Source organism: Candidatus Njordibacter sp. Uisw_056 (assembly GCF_047730085.1).
Classification (GTDB): domain Bacteria; phylum Pseudomonadota; class Gammaproteobacteria; order Pseudomonadales; family Balneatricaceae; genus Njordibacter.
This window is the reverse complement of record NZ_CP159830.1, coordinates 1012596-1031829: the sequence shown is the minus strand read 5'-3', so window position 1 is coordinate 1031829 and position 19234 is coordinate 1012596. Positions and strand designations below refer to the sequence as shown.

24 protein-coding genes are annotated in these 19234 nt (G+C 44.5%); 11 read left to right on the top strand and 13 right to left on the bottom strand.

Translation table 11 applies throughout. The features are described 5' to 3' along the window. Window position 1: 1 nt before the first annotated feature. Entirely contained in the window at window positions 2-673 is a 672-nt protein-coding gene (locus ABXT60_RS05080) for a GntR family transcriptional regulator (RefSeq protein WP_443631662.1), read from the top strand. 49 nt (window positions 674-722) lie between these two features. Beyond that, window positions 723-965, top strand: coding sequence for a hypothetical protein (locus ABXT60_RS05075; RefSeq protein ID WP_443631661.1), 243 nt, complete (start codon window positions 723-725; stop codon window positions 963-965). Between the two features lie 4 nt (window positions 966-969). On the opposite strand, the gene ABXT60_RS05070 is transcribed toward ABXT60_RS05075, so the two are convergent. From ABXT60_RS05070 to ABXT60_RS05050, 5 genes are read right to left on the bottom strand one after another with little or no spacing between them, the layout of a single operon-like run. After that, window positions 970-1353, bottom strand: coding sequence for a gamma-butyrobetaine hydroxylase-like domain-containing protein (locus tag ABXT60_RS05070; protein WP_443631660.1), 384 nt, complete (start codon window positions 1351-1353; stop codon window positions 970-972). A 14-nt stretch (window positions 1354-1367) separates the two neighbouring features. After that, window positions 1368-3203, bottom strand: a complete 1836-nt coding sequence (gene mnmC / locus ABXT60_RS05065; protein WP_443631659.1) for an FAD-dependent 5-carboxymethylaminomethyl-2-thiouridine(34) oxidoreductase MnmC — start codon at window positions 3201-3203, stop codon at window positions 1368-1370. 9 nt (window positions 3204-3212) lie between these two features. Continuing rightward, window positions 3213-3770, bottom strand: a complete 558-nt coding sequence (locus ABXT60_RS05060) for a peptidylprolyl isomerase (RefSeq protein ID WP_443631658.1) — start codon at window positions 3768-3770, stop codon at window positions 3213-3215. 4 nt (window positions 3771-3774) lie between these two features. After that, window positions 3775-4068: a YciI family protein gene (locus tag ABXT60_RS05055; RefSeq protein WP_443631657.1), complete on the bottom strand. Its 294-nt coding sequence runs from the start codon at window positions 4066-4068 to the stop codon at window positions 3775-3777. A gap of 2 nt (window positions 4069-4070) precedes the next feature. Next, a complete protein-coding gene (locus ABXT60_RS05050) occupies window positions 4071-4619 on the bottom strand; it encodes a septation protein A (RefSeq protein ID WP_443631656.1) in 549 nt (182 codons plus the stop codon). A 118-nt stretch (window positions 4620-4737) separates the two neighbouring features. Between ABXT60_RS05050 and ABXT60_RS05045 the strand changes: the two genes are divergently transcribed. Genes ABXT60_RS05045 through ABXT60_RS05035 form a run of 3 tightly spaced genes read left to right on the top strand, consistent with a single transcriptional unit; the run spans window position 4738 to window position 6381 of the window. Further along, window positions 4738-5748, top strand: coding sequence for a 4-hydroxyproline epimerase (locus ABXT60_RS05045; protein ID WP_443631655.1), 1011 nt, complete (start codon window positions 4738-4740; stop codon window positions 5746-5748). A gap of 11 nt (window positions 5749-5759) precedes the next feature. Continuing rightward, window positions 5760-6194 (top strand): acyl-CoA thioesterase, encoded by a 435-nt coding sequence (locus tag ABXT60_RS05040; protein WP_443631654.1) that lies wholly within the window; start codon window positions 5760-5762, stop codon window positions 6192-6194. A gap of 4 nt (window positions 6195-6198) precedes the next feature. Next, window positions 6199-6381: a hypothetical protein gene (locus tag ABXT60_RS05035; RefSeq protein WP_046486036.1), complete on the top strand. Its 183-nt coding sequence runs from the start codon at window positions 6199-6201 to the stop codon at window positions 6379-6381. Between the two features lie 36 nt (window positions 6382-6417). Here the strand turns inward: ABXT60_RS05035 and ABXT60_RS05030 are convergent, their stop codons facing one another. The 6 genes from ABXT60_RS05030 to ABXT60_RS05005 form a co-directional block, all read right to left on the bottom strand. After that, entirely contained in the window at window positions 6418-7389 is a 972-nt protein-coding gene (locus tag ABXT60_RS05030) for a DMT family transporter (RefSeq protein WP_443631653.1), read from the bottom strand. Next, a complete protein-coding gene (locus tag ABXT60_RS05025) occupies window positions 7389-8150 on the bottom strand; it encodes an ABC transporter permease (protein ID WP_443631652.1) in 762 nt (253 codons plus the stop codon). The genes ABXT60_RS05030 and ABXT60_RS05025 overlap by 1 nt, the downstream gene beginning before the upstream one ends. Beyond that, window positions 8147-9064, bottom strand: a complete 918-nt coding sequence (locus ABXT60_RS05020) for an ABC transporter ATP-binding protein (RefSeq protein WP_443631651.1) — start codon at window positions 9062-9064, stop codon at window positions 8147-8149. The genes ABXT60_RS05025 and ABXT60_RS05020 overlap by 4 nt, the downstream gene beginning before the upstream one ends. Before the next feature lie 126 nt (window positions 9065-9190). Beyond that, window positions 9191-10837, bottom strand: a complete 1647-nt coding sequence (groL, locus tag ABXT60_RS05015) for a chaperonin GroEL (protein WP_046486028.1) — start codon at window positions 10835-10837, stop codon at window positions 9191-9193. Between the two features lie 33 nt (window positions 10838-10870). Continuing rightward, a complete protein-coding gene (locus ABXT60_RS05010) occupies window positions 10871-11164 on the bottom strand; it encodes a co-chaperone GroES (protein WP_046486026.1) in 294 nt (97 codons plus the stop codon). A gap of 129 nt (window positions 11165-11293) precedes the next feature. Continuing rightward, on the bottom strand, window positions 11294-11794 hold the full coding sequence (locus ABXT60_RS05005) for an FxsA family protein (protein WP_443631650.1): 501 nt from the start codon (window positions 11792-11794) through the stop codon (window positions 11294-11296). A 57-nt stretch (window positions 11795-11851) separates the two neighbouring features. Between ABXT60_RS05005 and ABXT60_RS05000 the strand changes: the two genes are divergently transcribed. The 4 genes from ABXT60_RS05000 (at window position 11852) to trhO (ending at window position 14571) form a co-directional block, all read left to right on the top strand. Continuing rightward, window positions 11852-12208, top strand: a complete 357-nt coding sequence (locus tag ABXT60_RS05000) for an MGMT family protein (protein WP_443631649.1) — start codon at window positions 11852-11854, stop codon at window positions 12206-12208. Window positions 12209-12324: 116 nt separating this feature from the next. Continuing rightward, window positions 12325-12525, top strand: coding sequence for a hypothetical protein (locus tag ABXT60_RS04995; protein ID WP_443631648.1), 201 nt, complete (start codon window positions 12325-12327; stop codon window positions 12523-12525). Then, the gene (locus ABXT60_RS04990) at window positions 12522-13439 is read left to right on the top strand and encodes a DMT family transporter (protein ID WP_443631647.1); all 918 of its coding nucleotides are present in this window, start codon (window positions 12522-12524) and stop codon (window positions 13437-13439) included. The genes ABXT60_RS04995 and ABXT60_RS04990 overlap by 4 nt, the downstream gene beginning before the upstream one ends. Before the next feature lie 142 nt (window positions 13440-13581). Further along, complete coding sequence (gene trhO, locus ABXT60_RS04985; protein WP_443631646.1) at window positions 13582-14571, top strand: oxygen-dependent tRNA uridine(34) hydroxylase TrhO; 990 nt, start codon at window positions 13582-13584, stop codon at window positions 14569-14571. Here the strand turns inward: trhO and ABXT60_RS04980 are convergent, their stop codons facing one another. Next, entirely contained in the window at window positions 14572-15786 is a 1215-nt protein-coding gene (locus ABXT60_RS04980; protein WP_443631645.1) for an MFS transporter, read from the bottom strand. A gap of 56 nt (window positions 15787-15842) precedes the next feature. Next, complete coding sequence (locus tag ABXT60_RS04975) at window positions 15843-16325, bottom strand: YajQ family cyclic di-GMP-binding protein (RefSeq protein WP_443631644.1); 483 nt, start codon at window positions 16323-16325, stop codon at window positions 15843-15845. 55 nt (window positions 16326-16380) lie between these two features. On the opposite strand from ABXT60_RS04975, the gene ABXT60_RS04970 reads away from it, so the two are divergent. Both ABXT60_RS04970 and ABXT60_RS04965 read left to right on the top strand, forming a co-directional pair. After that, window positions 16381-17382 carry a ketopantoate reductase family protein gene (locus tag ABXT60_RS04970; protein WP_443631643.1) on the top strand — a complete coding sequence of 334 codons (1002 nt, stop codon included), beginning with the start codon at window positions 16381-16383 and terminating at the stop codon, window positions 17380-17382. A gap of 181 nt (window positions 17383-17563) precedes the next feature. Continuing rightward, the gene (locus tag ABXT60_RS04965) at window positions 17564-19045 is read left to right on the top strand and encodes a hypothetical protein (RefSeq protein WP_443631642.1); all 1482 of its coding nucleotides are present in this window, start codon (window positions 17564-17566) and stop codon (window positions 19043-19045) included. Window positions 19046-19234 lie beyond the last annotated feature (189 nt).

Here is a 19234-nt window from a genome sequence, read left to right as displayed (position 1 = left end):
AATGATCAATGATCTTTCTAACCTCAAAGTTACTCGTAACACCATAACTTTGCGCCAAATCGTATTAGATAAGCTACGAAATGCCATCATTAGCGCTCAGTTTAAACCGGGCCAAAGGTTGGTAGAAAGAGAACTGTGCAAGGCACTAGATGTAAGCCGGACATCTGTGAGAGAAGCGTTACGACACCTAGAGTCAGAAGGGTTAGTTCAATACGCCGGCCAACGTGGGCCAAGTGTCACTGTGCTAGACGCACAGGACATAAAAAACATTTATGAGTTGCGCGCTGCTCTGGAGGGTTTGGCAGGTGAGTTATTTTGTGAGCGTGCAAGCAACGACCAGATTAACTCACTACAAGAAACTACTGATGCATTAAAAAAGGCCTTTGACCACGCTAAAGTGAGTGAAATTTTGGCCTGTACTAAAGATTTTTATGCGCAACTACTCGAAGGTAGTGGCAATGACGAACTTGACACCAGCCTTAACCGCCTTTTAGCTCGTATCATGGTGTTGCGAGCGGGAACCATATCCCAACAAGGACGTTGGCAAAACAGCCTTAAAGAAATGCAGGCTATCATGCAGGCTATCTCCTACCGCGATGGTGAAGCGGCAAGAAAGGCTTGTGTTGCCCACGTACAAGCCGCTGGAGCCATTGCTCTTGGGCAAATTGATTAGCTTCAATAGTTGATCAAAAGGCTTGAAGGTTGAGCTTTTAGGCCAGGGCTTGCACCACACAGAAGCTGAGCGCTGTGTAGCAATTTTAGCAGATAGCAGCATAAATAACCTTGTGCCGGATGATGCATGGCACAGTATCTTGAAGCCACTCTTAGCCCAAATAAAAGCCAACAACACCGAGGCTGGACTCATCGCTGCTATCACTGCTATCACTGCTTGTGGCGACCTACTCGCAGAGCATGTGCCATCAACCCATGATCAAGACGAACTAACTAATCACCTTATAACCTAGTGAGCTAAACAAACTGGACCACACTAGTGTGTGGGTCTCGGCTTTGTTTAGCTTGGTTTAATTCCTCTAAGTAATCATCCCAGTGCTGTTGTTGATTAATACTAAGGTCATGGAGGTAATTCCACGTATACAAACCTGAATCATGACCATCATCAAATTCAAGTTTAACCGCATAATGGCCTACGCCCTCAATACCCACTAACTTAACTCTGCTCTTACCCACCTGCAGCACTGCTTGGTCTGGGCTATGGCCCCTCACTTCTGCACTGGGTGAGGAAATACGCAGGTATTCTGCAGATAAAGTGTAACTAACCTCACCAGCAGTTTCTGCATAGCTAAGTTCTAGAGTGTTACTACTTTTATGAAGTTTAATTTTAGTTGGGTTCACAGTATGGGTCTCAGTTAACGTTTACGGCGTATTAAGTCGCGAACAATGAATCGGTTGGGATCTAAACCCCAGGCTACACATTGTGCCACAGGCAGGCTTTGATTGGCCATCTGGCTGGCTAATATCTCTGCACTTAAGGGCGCAGTAATTAGGCCCTTAGAGCCATGGCCTGCATTAATATATAGCCCTGCTAAATAAGGCATCTCTTCAGCAAACTTATAATTAGCATCTTGGCGCAATTTTGCAAAGCGATCTAATACTTTGGACTCATCAGCCAGCTGCCCTACCAGTGGCAGGTAATCTGGGGTTACCGCCCTAAAACTCACTCTACCACCGGCAATGGAGTTTGAGCCAAGCTTTTTGTGCCTTGGCAGCACTTCGCTTAAACGACTCAAGTTGTCAGTATGATCTTGCGCCGATAAGGCCATGTCCACTGTGTGCAAATTATAGCTGGCTCCCACTGCAAATACGCCTTGCTGGGCTGGTGTCACATAGCCTTCGCCACACACTACAAGCGCCGGGCTTTGCCCTAATTCTTTATCAGCTGCAATATAGCTTACTTGACCACGAATAGATTTTAACGAGATGGACTGTTTGGCTAATAAGTCCTTAGCACCGTTGGCGTTGGCAATCACGACAGCGTCAAACTCATAGTCGCCTGAATAAGCACCTGCTAAGGTAAGGTGCCAAACGTGATTTTGGGTTTGCTGCATGCCCACCACATCTGTAGCGAGCCACACATTGGCACCACTTTGATCACACAAGGATTCACACCAATCTACAGGAGAAACCCAGCCGCTGTGAGGGAAATACAAACCACCTGCACTCAAGGGCTGCTGTGCTAGTTCTTCTGCAGCGTCTTGTTCTAGCCACTGTAACCAAGACAAAGGATATCCGCGCTGCATTACTGCCTGCATTTGAGCCACTTGCTTAGCGTTAGTCGCTAACTGTAACAAACCACAGGCTTGCCAATATTTGGCATCTAAACACCGCTTTAGCTGCCCCATGCTGTGCTGCAGCCCCTGTTGGTGAAACTGCCCTGCTATGGTGGCATTGTCTGGTAGTTTGGCATAGAGCATACCTTGCCGGTTACCTGAAGCGCCACTAGCTAACGCCTGGCCTCGCTCGATAAGCGTTACATCAAAACCTCGCTGAGATAAGCTGTATGCAGTAGCTGTGCCACTAATCCCCGCACCAATGACCGCTACTTTGCTCTTTTGCGTAACGCCCAGAGTGGGTCTTTGCCATGGTGGTATATACCCATTATTGGTGGCTATTTCTAAGTCACCAAGACACACATCAAACTTACCTTGCACCTGAGCTCGCGCGTGTTGGGACTCCGCTTGCACCAAAATTAGCTTAACCTTGCCAAAGTCTAGCTGATGAAAACCTTTAATAGCACTTGGGTATTGCTTTTGTAACTTTAAGCTCAGGCTTTTTAATTGAGGCCAGCTTCTGTGCAACTGTTTAATGTCCCCTAGACACAGAGGCTGCTCAGAAATGGCAAGATAGCTTAGTGTTGATGTTAGCCCGCAGTGTTTGCCAGCCTGCAGCCAAAGTTTCCATGTGAGAAGAAAATCTAAGCCCGCACCAAAATTTTTATCTAAAACCTCAACCGTAGGCTTTGCACCACACATACCTGTATCACCTAATGCTGCGGCGTTTAGAGATAAAGTGTTGTTGCTTAGAAATATCCTAGACTCTGCAAAAACAGCTTCAAGCTTATTCAGTCGTTGATCTACTTCAAGTGGGCTTTTTTGCAGTTTGGCCACTAAACTAGCCGCAACTTCAGGGGTTGCGGCTAGACTTTGAGGATCAGAAAATGCCTTTTTAGCGTAACTAGTTTTCATACCTCACAATTATTGAGTAAGGTTATAAGCTTTATAGAGGAAGACTGGTTTAGACGGCCAATCACGATACATACCGTTAGTTTTAGTGGGTACTTGGGTAATCTTGTCAACAATGTCCATGCCCTTTATTACTTTTCCAAACACCGCATAGCCAGCACTGGATGAGCTTTTATCTAAGAATGGGTTATCTTTGTGGTTAATAAAAAACTGCGCCGTGGCACTGTCTGGATTACTAGTACGGGCCATCGCAATAGTGCCCCGCATGTTAGACAAACCATTATTTGCTTCATTGACAATGGCACTGATAGTACCCGATTTAGCGTCTCCATTGGCGACAAAACCGCCACCTTGCACCATGAATCCTGGGATCACCCTATGAAAAATAGTTGCATCATAGTAACCACTATCTACGTAATATAAAAAATTCTTTACACTAATTGGAGCAGCTTGTTGATCTAATTCAATAACAATACGACCGTGAATAGTTTCCAACTCAACCTGAGGGTTTTCTGCCCATGCAGTAAAACTTAGGCTGAGGGCGAATAGCGCCGTTAATAGTTGCTTCATAGATTTATCCTTGTGCCGGAAAGGCTTGTTTAAACGGCTTAACCGTTACGTGAGCGTATACTCCTGCTGCAACATAGGGATCTGCTGCAACCCATGCTTGCGCAGCTTCAAGATCAGTAAATTCAGCCACCACTAAACTTCCCGTAAAGCCTTCTTCAGAAGTGTGAGGATGAGGACCCGCTAGGGTTAACCGATTCTGTGAATCTAACTCCTTCAGCCGTTCTACATGGGCTGGACGAGCCTCTAGTCGTGCGCTTAAGCTATGTTCTACATCTTGGGCGATAATGGCAAACAACATAATTAATCCTCTATTTCACTGTCTTTAGGCATAAAGCGAGACATGTACAAACCTTGAGCAAGAATGAACACAAACGTCATACCAAGCATGCCAAAGAGTTTAAAATCGACCCACGTGGACTCACTGTAATTAAACGCCACATATAAATTGACACTTCCCATAGTGGCAAAAAAAACCACCCAGGCTAAGTTTAACTGGCGCCAAATACGCCTAGGCAACTCTACGCCCTTTTCCATTAACCGCTGTACCACCGTCTTTTTGCCTATAAATTGGCTGCCCAAAAAGCCCAAACCAAATAACCAGTTCACAATGGTAGGTTTCCACTTAATAAACTGGCCATCTTGTAACGCTACGGTTAGCCCCCCAAGCACCACCACCAACACTAGGGTGATTAGCTGCATTTTCTCTACTTTCTTTGTGGCCCACCAGGTGTAAGCCATTTGCAACAATGTTGCAGGAATTAATACCGCAGTGGCTAGGATTAAGTCATTGGTTAATTTGTAAACAATAAAAAAAATGACGATGGGTAAAAAGTCGACCAGTAATTTCATGAATAGGGGTTCTCTTTATGCACTAGGACCATGTGACTGACTAGCCCAAATGCATAGAATGTTAGGTTAATTAAGCCAGACCATTGTACCATGCAGTTATACGGACTTCTCTTTTTCTATGCTTATGACCATACATACATTTAACTGTATCGACGCCCACACGTGTGGCAACCCTGTTCGCTTAGTTGCTAAAGGTGGGCCTCAGCTCAGTGGCATCACTATGAGTGAAAAGAGGCAAGATTTTTTACAAAACCATGATTGGGTCCGTACCTCATTAATGTTTGAACCCCGCGGCCACGCTATGATGTCTGGCGCTATACTTTACCCACCAAGCAATCCAACACATGATGGTGCCATTTTATTCATTGAAACCAGTGGCTGCTTGCCAATGTGCGGTCATGGCACTATAGGCACGGTAACTGCGGCCTTACAGGAAGGTTTGTGGATACCAAAAACTCAAGGTCAACTAACCTTAGAGGTACCTGCAGGGGTCATACGCATTGAATATAAACAAGGTACTGATGGCTTAATAGACTCTGTACGAATCTTCAATGTGGCGAGTTATTTAGCCCATGAGGGCCTAGTGATAGAGTGCCCAGAATTAGGTGAACTTAAAATAGATGTGGCGTACGGCGGCAACTACTACGCAATCATCGATCCACAAAAAAACTTTGCTGGGCTAGATCAGTTTTCTGCAGCCCAAATTCTACGTTACAGCCCATTAATTAGGGCCGCCATTAATAAGCTAGCCACCTGTGTGCACCCAGAAAACCCAAGCGTTAATGGCATTAGCCATGTAATGTGGACGGGAAAGCCATCCAAACAAGGTTCTAGTGGTGCTAATGCAGTGTTTTATGGCACTGGCGCCATAGATCGATCACCCTGTGGCACTGGCACCAGTGCCCGCATGGCGCAGTTACATGCTAAAGGTTCACTAAAAGAGGGTGAGGCGTTTGTCCACGAAAGCATTATTGGCAGCCAGTTTATTGGCCACGTTGAATCAACCACTCTTGTAGGTTCCTACCGTGGCATCATGCCAAGCATCCAAGGCTGGGCTAAAGTTACAGGCTACAACACCATTATTGTTGATCCAAGGGACCCATATGCCCACGGATTTGAAGTTAACTAGGAAGCAACAACATGGATTTAGAAACATTAAACAAACACTATCCTGTTAGTACAGAAATTAAAGTGAAATGGGGCGAAATGGATGCCTTTCAGCACCTAAACAACACTGTCTATATTCGCTACATCGAAGATGGCCGCATTGATTTGTTGGAAAAGCTAGGCATGAGCAGCGACATGAAAAGCTTCAATATTGGGCCCATACTGGCGTCCATCCAGTGTGACTACTTAGCACCTGTTACCTACCCTGACACCATTATTGTATTTAGCACGGTGACACAAACCGGGGTAAAAAAAATTGAACTAGAACACAAGTTATGGAGCATTCAGCAGAATTGCTTAGTCGCAAAGGGGTTAGGTATAGGCGTTTACTATGACTATAAGGCCCTCAAAAGCTGTGCTATTCCAAGCTTTATTGCAGATAAATTAGCTGCGCTAACGGCTATTTAGAAACATGGCACTGTCACTGCATAACTACAACATTGTCAGGGTGAATGACAAGGGCAATATTGTTAATTGTACCGTCATTAAAATGTGTAAGGATTACGCTGTCATTAAGTTAGATGGTAAAACGTATAAGGTACCCTACGGCATAATGGATGAAGTGGTTGGCCATGAACTACTCATGCCCGAATAAACCCCTTAGATAATATTCCTCTTTAGTGATAAGGGGTTACAATATCATCTCAGCATTTTTACTAGTTCGAGTCGCCATTTTGTGCTCTCTTAGGTACGTATACAAACCTGATCCAATAATAATCACAGACCCAACAAGAGTGAGCATATCAACGCTTTCATTAAAAATAAATATGCCAACTAACAACGAAAAAAGCAGCCTTGAATACCTAAAAGACGCTACGATAGAGGCATTTCCAACACGCACCGCCGAAACAATAGCGTAATAGCCTGAAATACTAAAAACGATAGTACAGCCAAAATAAACTAACTCTTTGCCTGCGATAGGGACCATAACTTGAGGGCTAACCAGCACACAGATGGCCCCCGCAACAATGAGAGACGCAAAAGCTTGAAAAGAAATCACTGAAGATTCAACTTGAGCAGGAATAACACGGGTCACTAAATCTCTAACAGCCACACCTAAAACGGCAACCAGAACCCACAATACTGATGGATTAAACCCACCAAAGCCTGGCCTTATAATTAATAGCACACCAATAAAACCCACAAGCACAGCCAACCATCGGCGCCACCCAACGCGCTCGCCTAAGAAAAGAGCGGCGCCCATGGTAATGGTTAATGGCGTTACTTGAAATACTGCCGCGACTGTTGATATAGGCACAAGCGACAAAGACGTGACAAAAGCTACGGCAGCAACGGCCTCTGCAAGCATTCGGGTTAGTGTTGCTCGTGTCCATAGGTTACGAGCTAACAAGCTATGCCCATTTATAATAGCCACCAAAGCAAAAAATACACAACTACACAGGCCAATAATAATGAGAATTTGACCAATAGAAATAGTGCTAGAAAGCTGCTTAATAAATGCATCTTCTATAGTAAATCCCGCCATCGCAGCGAGCATTAATACTATTCCTTTGCGGTTATCTATACTGCTATTCAAGTTTGCAACCCCAGTCGTTAAAATTAACTTTTTATGCAAGCTATAGTGCCTTGTGGCGCGTAACATTACTGTTTTAAACGGTAACCCGTCTTAAAGATCCAAGAGATTAATGCTAAACAAATACCCATAAATAACGTAATCATACCTAGGCTAACCCCTACACTTACATCAGAAATTTCGTAAAAACTCCACCGAAAACCACTAATCAAGTACACCACAGGGTTAAACATCGTCACTGTTTGCCACGCACTGGGCAGCATATCAATGGAGTAGAATGCACCGCCTAAAAAAACCATTGGTGTGACCACTAAAAGTGGGATTAGCTGCAACTTTTCAAAACCATCAGCCCAGATCCCAATCAAAAAACCGAACAAGCTAAAGGTAATGGTGGTGAGGACTAAAAACGCTAACATCCAAAATGGGTGAGCAATTTCAATCGGCACAAAAAATCCTGCTGTTGCCAAGGTAATTAGGCCAATGAGCAGGGACTTAGTGGCTGCAGCACCCACATACCCCGCGGTCGCTTCCCAAAAGGACATCGGTGAAGAAAGCACTTCATAAATGGTGCCAGAGAAACGTGGGAAGTAGATACCAAAAGAGGCGTTAGATAGGCTTTGGGTCATGATGGATAACATGATTAAACCCGGCACAATAAAGGCGCCGTAGCTAATGCCACCTACAGACTCTATGCGCGAGCCTATGGCACCGCCAAATACTACAAAGTAAAGTACCGTGGAAAGAACAGGTGACACCACGCTTTGGGTAATCGTCCGCTTGGTTCGGGACATTTCAAAAGAATAGATGGCCCACATACCTCTTAAATTCATGCTGCGTCCTCAACTAGGTCTACAAATATTTCTTCTAAGCTGCTTTGTTGTGTATGTATGTCTTTCACACCTAAACCAGCACTGGCAACCGATTGCAATAAACCTGCAATATCCACTTCTGGGGTATCTTTGTCATAGTGGTAAACAATGCTAAGGCTATCCTCATTGAGCATAAATCCTCGCTCTGCAAGCTCTGTTGGAAGCGCATCAAGGCGCTCCATCAATTCAACTTTAAGTTGCTTTTGCCCCATGCGAGACATCAGCAATTTTTTGTCTTCTACCAGCAGTAATTTACCCCCACTGATCACCCCAATGCGGTCGGCGATAGCCTCTGCTTCTTCAATGTAATGGGTGGTCAAAACGATGGTAACGCCTTGATTACGCAATTCATCTACCATGCGCCACATGTCTTGACGAAGGCTAACATCTACACCCGCGGTAGGCTCATCTAAGAACAATACCTGAGGCTCGTGAACGAGGGCCTTACCAATTAATAAACGGCGTTTCATGCCGCCCGATAGTGTCATGATACGGTCGTCTTTTTTATCCCATAAGGACAAATCTTTTAAAACCTTTTCAACCATCTGTGGATTCTTTGGCAAGCCAAATAAGCCGCGTGAGAAGGTGAGGTTATTCCAAGGTGTCTCAAAGGCATCAGTAGTGAGCTCTTGTGGGACCAAGCCGATTAGACTGCGGGTTTGCCGATAGTTTTTAATAATGTCAAAACCACCTACAGTCACAGCGCCTGACGACGGATTTACAATGCCACAAATGATGGAAATAAGGGTTGTTTTACCCGCACCATTGGGGCCCAACAAAGCTAAAATCTCACCTTTATTAACCTTCAAATTTATATCATCCAAGGCCACAAAGCCACTGGCATACTGTTTGCGTAAGTTGGTGATTTCAATCATGTGAATATCCTGATAACAGTGCTTTTTTTGTGAGTGTCAATATAACCACTTTGGGTGATTTTGGCCAATAAAAAACCGGCTACAAGAGCCGGTTTTTTAGTAAGCATGGTTAGCTTGGGAAATGCATTACATCATGCCGCCCATGCCACCACCCATGCCACCCATATCAGGCATGCCACCAGCACCAGAATCATCTGACGGTGCGTCAGCAATCATACATTCTGTGGTAAGCATCATGCCAGCAACAGAAGCTGCTGCTTGAAGGGCTGTGCGAGTTACTTTGGCAGGATCCAAGATGCCCATTTCAATCATGTCGCCATAATCACCTGTGCTAGCGTTGTAACCATAGTTACCAGAACCGGACTTAACCTTGTCTACTACAACAGAGGCTTCATCACCAGAGTTGGTAGCGATTTGGCGCATAGGAGATTCCATTGCCTTAAGGGCAACTTTAATGCCTACAGTTTGGTCTGGGTTAGCCCCTTCTAACCCTGCGATACCTTGCAGAGCACGAACTAGAGCAACACCGCCGCCAGGCACTACGCCTTCTTCAACAGCAGCACGAGTTGAATGCAATGCGTCTTCTACGCGGGCTTTCTTCTCTTTCATTTCTACTTCAGTAGCAGCACCAACCTTGATTACGGCAACGCCGCCTGCAAGCTTAGCTACACGCTCTTGAAGTTTCTCACGATCATAGTCTGAAGAGGTGTCAGCAATTTGTGCACGGATAGCAGTAACACGACCTTCAATAGAAGACGCTTCACCAATACCGTCAATGATGATGGTATTTTCTTTAGACATAGTCACACGCTTAGCTTGGCCTAGCTGCTCTAAAGTAGCAGTCTCTAGAGACAAACCAATTTCTTCAGAAATAACAGTTGCACCAGTAAGCACAGCAATATCTTCTAGCATTGCCTTACGACGATCGCCAAAACCAGGTGCCTTGACAGCACATACTTTAACAATACCGCGCATGTTGTTCACAACCAAGGTCGCTAATGCTTCGCCTTCAACATCTTCAGCAACGATCAATAGTGGACGACCCGCTTTTGCAACAGCTTCCAAAATTGGTAGCAGGTCACGGATGTTGGAAATCTTCTTGTCCACTAGTAAAAGGAAAGGAGTTTCCAATTCAGCAGTCATGTTGTCTTGGTTGTTAACGAAGTAAGGAGATAGGTAACCGCGGTCAAACTGCATGCCTTCTACAACATCTAGTTCGTCCTGAAGAGAAGTGCCTTCCTCTACAGTAATAACGCCTTCCTTACCCACTTTCTCCATCGCTTCAGCGATAATCATACCAACCGTGCTATCAGAGTTAGCAGAGATAGTACCTACTTGGGCAATCGCGTTGGTATCTGCACAAGGTGTAGCCATCGCTTCAAGTTGGGCTACTACAGCAGCCGACGCTTTGTCGATACCGCGCTTAAGGTCCATTGGGTTCATGCCAGCTGCAACAGCCTTAAGGCCTTCGTTTAGGATCGCTTGAGCTAAAACAGTTGCAGTTGTTGTACCGTCACCCGCAACATCGTTAGCTTGGGAAGCAACTTCCTTCACCATTTGTGCGCCCATGTTTTCGAACTTATCGGCCAATTCGATTTCCTTAGCAACAGACACACCATCTTTAGTGATGGTAGGTGAGCCAAAGGCTTTGTCTAGCACAACGTTACGGCCTTTAGGGCCCAAGGTTACTTTTACGGCATCGGCTAGAATGTTTACGCCGTTTACCATACGGCTACGAGCCGAATCTCCAAATCTTACTTCTTTAGCTGCCATGTGAAAAATTCCTGTATCAAATATAGTGTTAAGTTAGGCTTCGAGAACGCCGTAAATTTCGCTTTCGCTAACGATAAGCACTTCTTCACCGTTGATCTTAGCGGTACTGTTGCCAGCATATGGACCAAACAAGACAGTGTCGCCAACCTTAACGCTCATTGCTTGTAATTCGCCATTGGTCGTAACACGGCCAGGGCCTACTGCCAATACTTCACCTTGATTTGGCTTTTCTGCAGCACTACCAGGTAGTACGATACCACCAGCACTGGTTGCTTCTTCTTCCTGACGACGAATTACAACGCGATCGTGTAAAGGACGGATGCTCATTACGTTTGCACTCCTAAAGTGTGTGTGTTTCTGGCTACGCCAGAATTATTGTTAATATTGAACCCATAGATATGGGGTGAAGTGTACTTTTCAATAGCAAATGCAAAATAAAGTTCAGATAACTAGGGTTTATTCTAGCTTATCCCGTGGTTGCGTATTGTGAGGTGCTTCAAACTCTCCATCTATTATACTTTCGTCGTTGGTAGAGCCTGCGCCAAAGCCATTTTGGCCAAAACCCTGAGTACCAAAACTACCACCAGCAACGTTGGCGCTGGCGAATGACTTAAACCGGCCCATTAAACGTGATGCAAAAAACTGTCGCGTAACAGGCACCAATAGTAAAAACCCAATGCCATCGGTCACGAACCCCGGCGTTAAAAGTAAAGCACCGCCAACGGCGAGTAAAATTCCTTCTAATATCTCTTTAGCTGGAATCTGACCTGACTGGATACGCCAATTAGCTCTGGTTAGCGTTGCTAAACCCTGATGACGTAATAGGTTAATTCCAATAAAGGCGGTAATCAAAACCAAGGCAATGGTCCATAAAGCCCCAATTTCTTGGCCTACTTGAATAAGCACCAGCATTTCAATAATGGGTACCGCAATAAAAAGGGCGAAAAGAAAACGCATAATAATGTAATCTTAGTTAATGTAACTGTGTCTAGTATATACGGCCATATTATAACAATGAAAGTCCCCCACGAACAACGCAAAGACCAACAACGATTAGCGCGCCAGCAGCTATACCAGACTATTGCTGCCATTCCATCAGGTAAAGTAGCAAGCTATGGCCAACTGGCCACCCTTGCTGGGCAAACTGGCGCTGCACGCTGGGTAGGTTGGTGTTTGCGACATTTACCTAAAGACTCAAGCTTACCTTGGCATCGCATTATTACTGCCAGCGGTAAGTTAGCCTTTCCACCAGCTACGGAAAGTTACCTGCGCCAGCGTGAAAAGCTTGAAAAAGAGGGAGTGCAATTACATAACCACAAGGTGTCTATGAAACGATTTCAATGGCAAACACATGACAACACACCTTTTTAAGGACTGTGAGACTGCGCTAAGTGATGCAAACAAATGCGTTTACATCACTTTAATTTAGTGCAACTATGCGGCATGTTTTGCGTTAAAAAATACTAGCTTTTTTAGTGAGCCTTAAAATGAATGATGTGCTTTTAAAAGAGCAACACGTGTGCGTAGATTTAACGGACATGTTCCGCCCCGCCCTTCACTTTAGTTGGGGTGGCACTATTTGGCATCACCTTATTGCAATTGGCACAGGCAGGGTTATAAAAGACATAGGCTTGGCTATGCAGCAAGCACGATATCTAGGCAAAAAGGTCAGGCCAAACACTCCGTGAAGAATTTTTCTAAAAAGAAACATACCGCAAACTTTTTTGCCTTAGCATGGCTGCTTTTATTAGGCAGCGTATGGGGCAGCACTATCGTCGTTACCAAACATGTGGTTTCTACAGGTTATCAGCCCTTGGGGTTGATTTTTTGGCAACTGGCATCGGGAGCTTTATTGCTTAGCATTATTTCTATTTTTCAGAAAACACAGCTACCCATGACCTGGGCCCACATCCGCTTCTACACTATTGTGGCTTTGGTTGGTACCATTGTTCCAAACACGTTTACCTACATAGCAGCTGCACATTTACCCGCTGGGTTATTGGCCATCGGTATCGCTACGGTACCTATGTTCGCGCTCATTGTCGCTTTACTGATCAGAAGTGAACGGTTCAACAGAATTCGTATGCTGGGCATTCTTTTAGGCGCTGTAGCCATTGCATTAATCCTTGGCCCAAAAGCAGACTTTAGCAGCCAAGGTGTTGGCCTATTTATGTTATTGGCTCTTATTGCACCATTATTTTATGGTGTTGAAGGTCATTACCTAGCCCATAAAACGCCTACTAATATCGACGCCCTAACTACCTTACGTGGTGCTTCTATTATTGGTCTGGTCATTTGCACTCCCATAACCTTGGCTACTGGGTCATGGGTAGATTTAAGTCAAGCTTGGACCTCTGTTGAGTGGGCTATTTTAGCAAACAGCCTGTTACACGTGGTCGCTTACACTGGCTACATTGGGTTAGTGGGCAGAACCGGTGCGGTATTTGCTAGCCAAGTGGCTTATATCGTTACCTTATCAGGCGTATTCCTTGGCATGATAGCACTAGGCGAGCGCCATACCCCCCTTATCTGGCTAGCTCTTAGTTTTATGCTCATTGGCTTAGTGCTAGTGCAGCCTAAAAACTCATCCAGCACACGTTAATTTACCCCATTAGTATTTGAATCATACCCAGTTTATCAAGTAAAATAGGGTTTTATTTTAACCCTAGTAAGGGGCTTGCACAGTTAAAATGCAAAAGCCCCCTAAGCTCCGGATTTACGTTTCGGCTCGCTAAGGAATTATTATGACTCAAGATCAGTCGCAAATCGTTGTTTGTGCCCTTTATAAATTTGTCATCCTAGAAAGATTTCAAGATCTGCGCCAGCCGTTACTTAACGTCATGGAGTACAACAACATTCGTGGCACCTTGTTACTTGCCTCAGAAGGTATCAACGGCACTGTGGCCGGCAAGCGCAGGGGTATAGAGGCACTGATGACTTGGTTTGAGAAAGATGGGCGCCTGAGTAATATTGTGACTAAAGAATCCTTTGAGGCTGACAATCCGTTTTATCGTACTAAAGTAAAACTAAAGAAAGAAATAGTCACCATGGGGGTTGAAGGCATCGACCCTAAACAGGTCGTAGGCACTTACGTTAAACCTAAGGACTGGAACGCCCTTATTTCTGACCCAGACGTCGTATTAGTAGATACACGTAATGACTACGAAGTAAAAGTGGGTAGTTTTAAAGGTGCACTAAACCCAGACACCACTAACTTTCGTGAATTCCCACAGTATGTGAGTGACCACCTGGACCCAAAAATAAACAAAAAAGTAGCCATGTTCTGTACTGGCGGTATCCGCTGCGAAAAGTCTACAGCCTACTTAAAGGAACAGGGGTTTGAAGAGGTGTATCACCTGCAAGGTGGCATTTTAAAATACCTTGAAGAAGTGCCTGAAGAAGACACCATGTGGCAGGGAGAATGTTTTGTATTTGATAATCGCGTTACGGTAAACCACCAGCTGGAAAAAGGTCAATACGACCAATGCCACGCGTGTCGCTTACCGATTACTAAAGAAGAGCAAACCAGCGATAAATACCTAGAGGGCATCAGCTGCCCAAACTGCTTTGACAAACACACCCCAGACCAACGCCAGCGCTATAAAGAACGCCAGCACCAGATGGAACTAGCCCAACAACGTGGTGAATCCCACATAGGTGCTGATGCCATGGAGACAATCGCCCATCGCCGCAAGGCTAAAGCGCAAGGCAAACAAGCACAGCGTAAATCCTAGTTATACTGCTACAGGTCTAAGGCGACTTATAGGCCGCTCATCAATAATAATATGAATGACCGCAGTCACTAAGGCAATGGCAGCGGCGGCCCACCAAACGTTATCGTAACTGCCTGTTGTGTCATACAAATACCCCCCTAACCAAACCCCTAAAAACGAGCCTAGTTGATGATTTAAGAAAACAATGCCGTAGAGGGTGCCCATGTGCCTTAAACCAAACATTTGCGCCACGAGGCCAGACGTAGGCGGCACTGTAGCCAGCCATAAAAACCCGGTGACAATAGAGAATAGATAAACTGAGGTGGTGGTGATCGGGGTTAACATAAAGCCTGCTATAGCCAACGCCCGCAATAGATAAATAATACCTAACAGGTTTTTCTTAGAGTATTTGCCAGACCAAGAGCCAAATAACAAACATCCAAATATATTAAATAAGCCAATTAACGATAAACTAATAACAGCCACTTTGGCATCAAATCCATTATCAGACAAATAAGCAGGCATGTGCACCGTAATAAATGCTAATTGAAAACCACAGACAAAAAAACCTGCAATAAGCAACCAATAGTGCACATGACCACCCGCTTCTTTAAGGGCTTCAGATAAGCTTTGATCGTGTTCTTGGCTAACCACTGCAGACTGCTGCCCATCGTTACGAAAAGGCCTAGCCAAGAGCAGCATACTCAAAGAACCCCCTGCTAAAATGAGCAGAGTAATTTGCCACCCATACGCAGCGATGAATTCTTGCGCTACGGGAATCACTAATAATTGGCCAAAAGAGCCTGCAGCAGTGCCCAAACCTAAGGCCAAGCCGCGTTTCTCTTCACTCACCATTCTGGCTAAAGCAGGTAAAATAACACCAAAGCCTGTGCCTGCAACACCCATACCCACCAGAATACCCGCACCCATATGCAGGCCCCAATAACTATCGGCTGTGGCGGTAATATACAGACCTAATGCATAAGCAATAGAACCCATATAAATGGTTTTAGATGTGCCAAAACGATCTGCCATGGCCCCTGCAATGGGCTGAAACAATCCCCAACATAAATTTTGTAGTGCCAAAGAAAGTGCAAACACTTCACGTCCATAGCCAAAATCACTGGAGATAGGCGCCACAAAGAAACCAAATGATGCGCGCATACCAAAATTTATAGCCAACAATACGCAGGCACTCACTACAACAAAGCTCAATAATTTTACTGGTTTAGACATTTCTGCATAATTCCATTTGGTAACCTAGGTGCATGGGTATAAACCCAAAATGGTGACTAATCTCTAAAGTTATTAAACTGCAAAGGCAAGTCAAACTCACCTTCACGCAGGCTTGCTATGGCTTCTTGCAGATCATCACGTTTTTTACCGGTCACTCTTACTTGGTCGCCCTGCACCTGACTTTGTACTTTTAGTTTTTTCTCTTTTAAAAACTTCACTACTTTTTTAGCCAGTTCTTTATCTAAACCTGTGCGCATCATGACTACCTGTCGGCTTTTCATATTGGTAGTTTCTGGGTCTTTAACGTCTAAACAGCGGATATCTACACCACGTTTGATCAGCTTTTCATGCAAGATGGGCAACATTTGCTGTAATTGAAACTCTACATCAGCGTGCATAGTGACAAGATCTTCACCTTGTTCAAAACGAGCATTAGTGCCTTTAAAGTCATAACGCGTAGTTACTTCACGGTTAGCTTGGTCTAAGGCATTAGATACTTCATGACTGTCGAGCTCGGAAACCACATCAAAAGATGGCATTAGTAAATTCCTTTGTTAAAATAGCGGATCAATGTAAATAGTAATAGTGTAACCCATGACTCGTCTATCATCCTACCCTTGGCACATTTGTGGTGTCGGTGCCATCGGCAGCCTTTGGGCCAGCGCTTTAATTGCCCGTGGATCAAAAGTCACTTTGTTATTAAGGGATGCAGACCAACTGACACAATACCAAGCCGCAGGTGGCATAAACCTGTTGGAAGATGATCAAAAGGTTCATACCCAGCCCAACGCACTGATCCCAGACACGCCACCCCATGAACCCATTAAACACATGCTAGTGTGCTGTAAATCTTACGCTACTATAGGTGCAGTATTGCCCTGGCGGAAACACTTGGTAGATGATGCCCAAATCCTATTGTTACAAAATGGCATGGGTAGTGCCCAAGCCTTACAACGGGTGATGCCAAACGCCAACATATATTATGCAACAACTACTGATGGCGCATGGCGCATGAGTCCTTTTAATGTCGTCCGTGCAGGCATTGGTGAAACCTTTATAGGGTGTTTTAGTGACCATTTACTTGAGGCAGAAATACCATCTCCTATTCAAAGATTGCTAAAAACCAGCAAAAATAGTCACTCCCTCAAAAATAACCCCCTCACCCCCATTCTTAATATTTCATGGCATACCGATATTCGCACCCCTATGTGGCACAAGTTAGCTGTTAATAGTGTAATTAATGCCCTCACCGCCATATACCAATGCACTAACGGCGAGCTTATTAAGCACCCCCAAGGTAGGCCACGCCTGGAGCAGTTATGTATAGAAACCCAAGATGTTATGGCCCGTGTTGGCATAGTGCCCTTGGCACAGGGGTTACTCAACACAGCAGTGCGGATTTTGCAGCAAACAGCCCTTAATAAGTCTTCTATGCTGCAAGACTGCCAAGCAGGCCGTCCAACAGAAATTGCATCAATTAATGGCTACATTATTGCCCAGGGCGCCTTATATCACTTACCTTGCGCAGGGCATAAACAGGTTTGCGAAGATTTACAGCAGGCATGCGCCTTGCCAACAAAATCACCCAAAAACTAAACCAACTCGGGCAAAAAAGCCTTTAAGTGCTGACACCAGGCGTTGACACCAGGCGTTGACATTCAGGGTGCTATTAGCCGATGATAACGATATTAGTAACCCTAAGACATCACCATTGATGGTTTAGTTTAGGTTATATTGCGTAAATTAATCCACTGCATGCAGTGGCTAGGAAACATAAATGAACAAGGAAGTATCAAATTCTATTGACCCTGTTTTTGACGATGAAATAGACGTCAAAGACATTTTAATCCCACTTTGGCAGGCAAAATACCGCATTGTGTTGTTTGGTATCATTTGTTTATCCTTGGTTCTCATTTATTTATTGGGCGGTATCGCTGTTGATAAAACTAAGCAGGCCAGCCTTCAGGTGCATTTCAACTTTCAAGGTGTTGAAGACGGACGCTTTCCAAACGGCGAAAAATTTTCACCCCAAGAACTTATTTCCGGATCAGTATTGTCTGAAGTTTATGGCAACATTAGTAGTCCAGAGTTCACTTACCCTGAGCTAGTTGAGGCAATCCATTTAAAGTCAGGGTTTAATGGTGAAGGTGAACTAAAATCCGTAGTCACCCAGCTATTATCAAAGGAAAAAGGCTTAACAACCGCAGCATATAGCGAAGCAGTTTCTGGGTATACAAACGAGGTACTGGCTCAATCTAAAAAGAATGTCATCCTTACCATAGACCTGAATTTATTTAATGGGAATCTTAAAAAAGCAAGTGACCTGTTAACCAGCATACCAAAAGTATGGGCTACAAAAGCTATTGTAGACCGTGGTGTTTTAATGGTTTCGGCTCCCACAGTTACTCGGCTAGATAGGCGTATTCTTTCGGGTGAATTACTTATTCAAGTCAACGTGTTAGGGGACACTCTTAGCCTATTGTCTAACGCTGTTCGGGACCTGTCCAACTCTCTAGACAACCAATCCATTAAAGATCCAGCGTCAGGCATGTCAATCACAGACTTATCATATAAGCTAAATTTGGAAGACAAGTACCGGGTTTCAATCTTAAAAGAGCTTGTTGTGAAGAATGGTGTAGGCGTCAAGAATGAGGCTTGGTATAGAGGGTTCAGGCAAGCTCGCTTAGGAAAGCTAGAACGCGAACGAGCTAGCCTTGACCGCATGGTCGGTGTTTATGAACAGGCGTTGATTGAGTTTAATCAGCAAAGCAACAACCCTACTGGGAATTATGAAAACACTGCAAGCCAACCAGGAACCACTGTTCAGTATGGTGAGGGCGTAATTAATAGTCTTTTGACCTTAGGCTCAAAAATGTCTGATCCAGAGTATAGAAAAGAGCTATTAGGGAAAAAAATAGATATTTCAGTTAAATTACAAGACATAATTACTGAAATTGACTTTTATGGTTCTAAAGCAAACCATTCTACAAACAGCATATCAGCTGATGAGATTAACGGGTTAATTACCCAATCCTACAACGAACTTGAAGCCATTCACTTAGCACTTTTGGGCATTCTTCAGGTGTCTAATCTAAGCAGTTTGGATGACAGGGGTGAGTTGTTTGACCTTGTTGGCAGTGTGAAGGAAAGCGTGTCTAGCAACTTGACCCAAAAAGTGGGGCTAAAGGCTATATTGGCATTTATTTTAGGATGTATGATTGGTGTGGTGGTGGTATTTATTAGGCGGGTTGTTCGCTAATTCCAACACAGTGAGTACCACGTCGGTGTTGTTTAACTTGGCTACTTAGATGAGACCAGTTTAAACAGCACACATAGATAGCCCTCTACCTAGACATAAGGTGGGTAGTGGGTCATGAAAATGCCTTGAGTCACTGCACTAGCAACATTCTTCGTCGTTAAAAATGACCGTATTTTCTTCTACACCAAG

Coding starts and splice junctions, on each gene's coding strand:
- ABXT60_RS05080 (WP_443631662.1), top strand. CDS start 2: ATGATCAATGATCTTTCTAACCTCAAAGTTACTCGTAACACCATAACT.
- mnmC (WP_443631659.1), bottom strand. CDS start 3,203: ATGAAAACTAGTTACGCTAAAAAGGCATTTTCTGATCCTCAAAGTCTA.
- ABXT60_RS05060 (WP_443631658.1), bottom strand. CDS start 3,770: ATGAAGCAACTATTAACGGCGCTATTCGCCCTCAGCCTAAGTTTTACT.
- ABXT60_RS05055 (WP_443631657.1), bottom strand. CDS start 4,068: ATGTTGTTTGCCATTATCGCCCAAGATGTAGAACATAGCTTAAGCGCA.
- ABXT60_RS05050 (WP_443631656.1), bottom strand. CDS start 4,619: ATGAAATTACTGGTCGACTTTTTACCCATCGTCATTTTTTTTATTGTT.
- ABXT60_RS05045 (WP_443631655.1), top strand. CDS start 4,738: ATGCTTATGACCATACATACATTTAACTGTATCGACGCCCACACGTGT.
- ABXT60_RS05040 (WP_443631654.1), top strand. CDS start 5,760: ATGGATTTAGAAACATTAAACAAACACTATCCTGTTAGTACAGAAATT.
- ABXT60_RS05035 (WP_046486036.1), top strand. CDS start 6,199: ATGGCACTGTCACTGCATAACTACAACATTGTCAGGGTGAATGACAAG.
- ABXT60_RS05030 (WP_443631653.1), bottom strand. CDS start 7,389: ATGTTACGCGCCACAAGGCACTATAGCTTGCATAAAAAGTTAATTTTA.
- ABXT60_RS05025 (WP_443631652.1), bottom strand. CDS start 8,150: ATGAATTTAAGAGGTATGTGGGCCATCTATTCTTTTGAAATGTCCCGA.
- ABXT60_RS05020 (WP_443631651.1), bottom strand. CDS start 9,064: ATGATTGAAATCACCAACTTACGCAAACAGTATGCCAGTGGCTTTGTG.
- groL (WP_046486028.1), bottom strand. CDS start 10,837: ATGGCAGCTAAAGAAGTAAGATTTGGAGATTCGGCTCGTAGCCGTATG.
- ABXT60_RS05010 (WP_046486026.1), bottom strand. CDS start 11,164: ATGAGCATCCGTCCTTTACACGATCGCGTTGTAATTCGTCGTCAGGAA.
- ABXT60_RS05005 (WP_443631650.1), bottom strand. CDS start 11,794: ATGCGTTTTCTTTTCGCCCTTTTTATTGCGGTACCCATTATTGAAATG.
- ABXT60_RS05000 (WP_443631649.1), top strand. CDS start 11,852: ATGAAAGTCCCCCACGAACAACGCAAAGACCAACAACGATTAGCGCGC.
- ABXT60_RS04995 (WP_443631648.1), top strand. CDS start 12,325: ATGAATGATGTGCTTTTAAAAGAGCAACACGTGTGCGTAGATTTAACG.
- trhO (WP_443631646.1), top strand. CDS start 13,582: ATGACTCAAGATCAGTCGCAAATCGTTGTTTGTGCCCTTTATAAATTT.
- ABXT60_RS04980 (WP_443631645.1), bottom strand. CDS start 15,786: ATGTCTAAACCAGTAAAATTATTGAGCTTTGTTGTAGTGAGTGCCTGC.
- ABXT60_RS04975 (WP_443631644.1), bottom strand. CDS start 16,325: ATGCCATCTTTTGATGTGGTTTCCGAGCTCGACAGTCATGAAGTATCT.
- ABXT60_RS04970 (WP_443631643.1), top strand. CDS start 16,381: ATGACTCGTCTATCATCCTACCCTTGGCACATTTGTGGTGTCGGTGCC.
- ABXT60_RS04965 (WP_443631642.1), top strand. CDS start 17,564: ATGAACAAGGAAGTATCAAATTCTATTGACCCTGTTTTTGACGATGAA.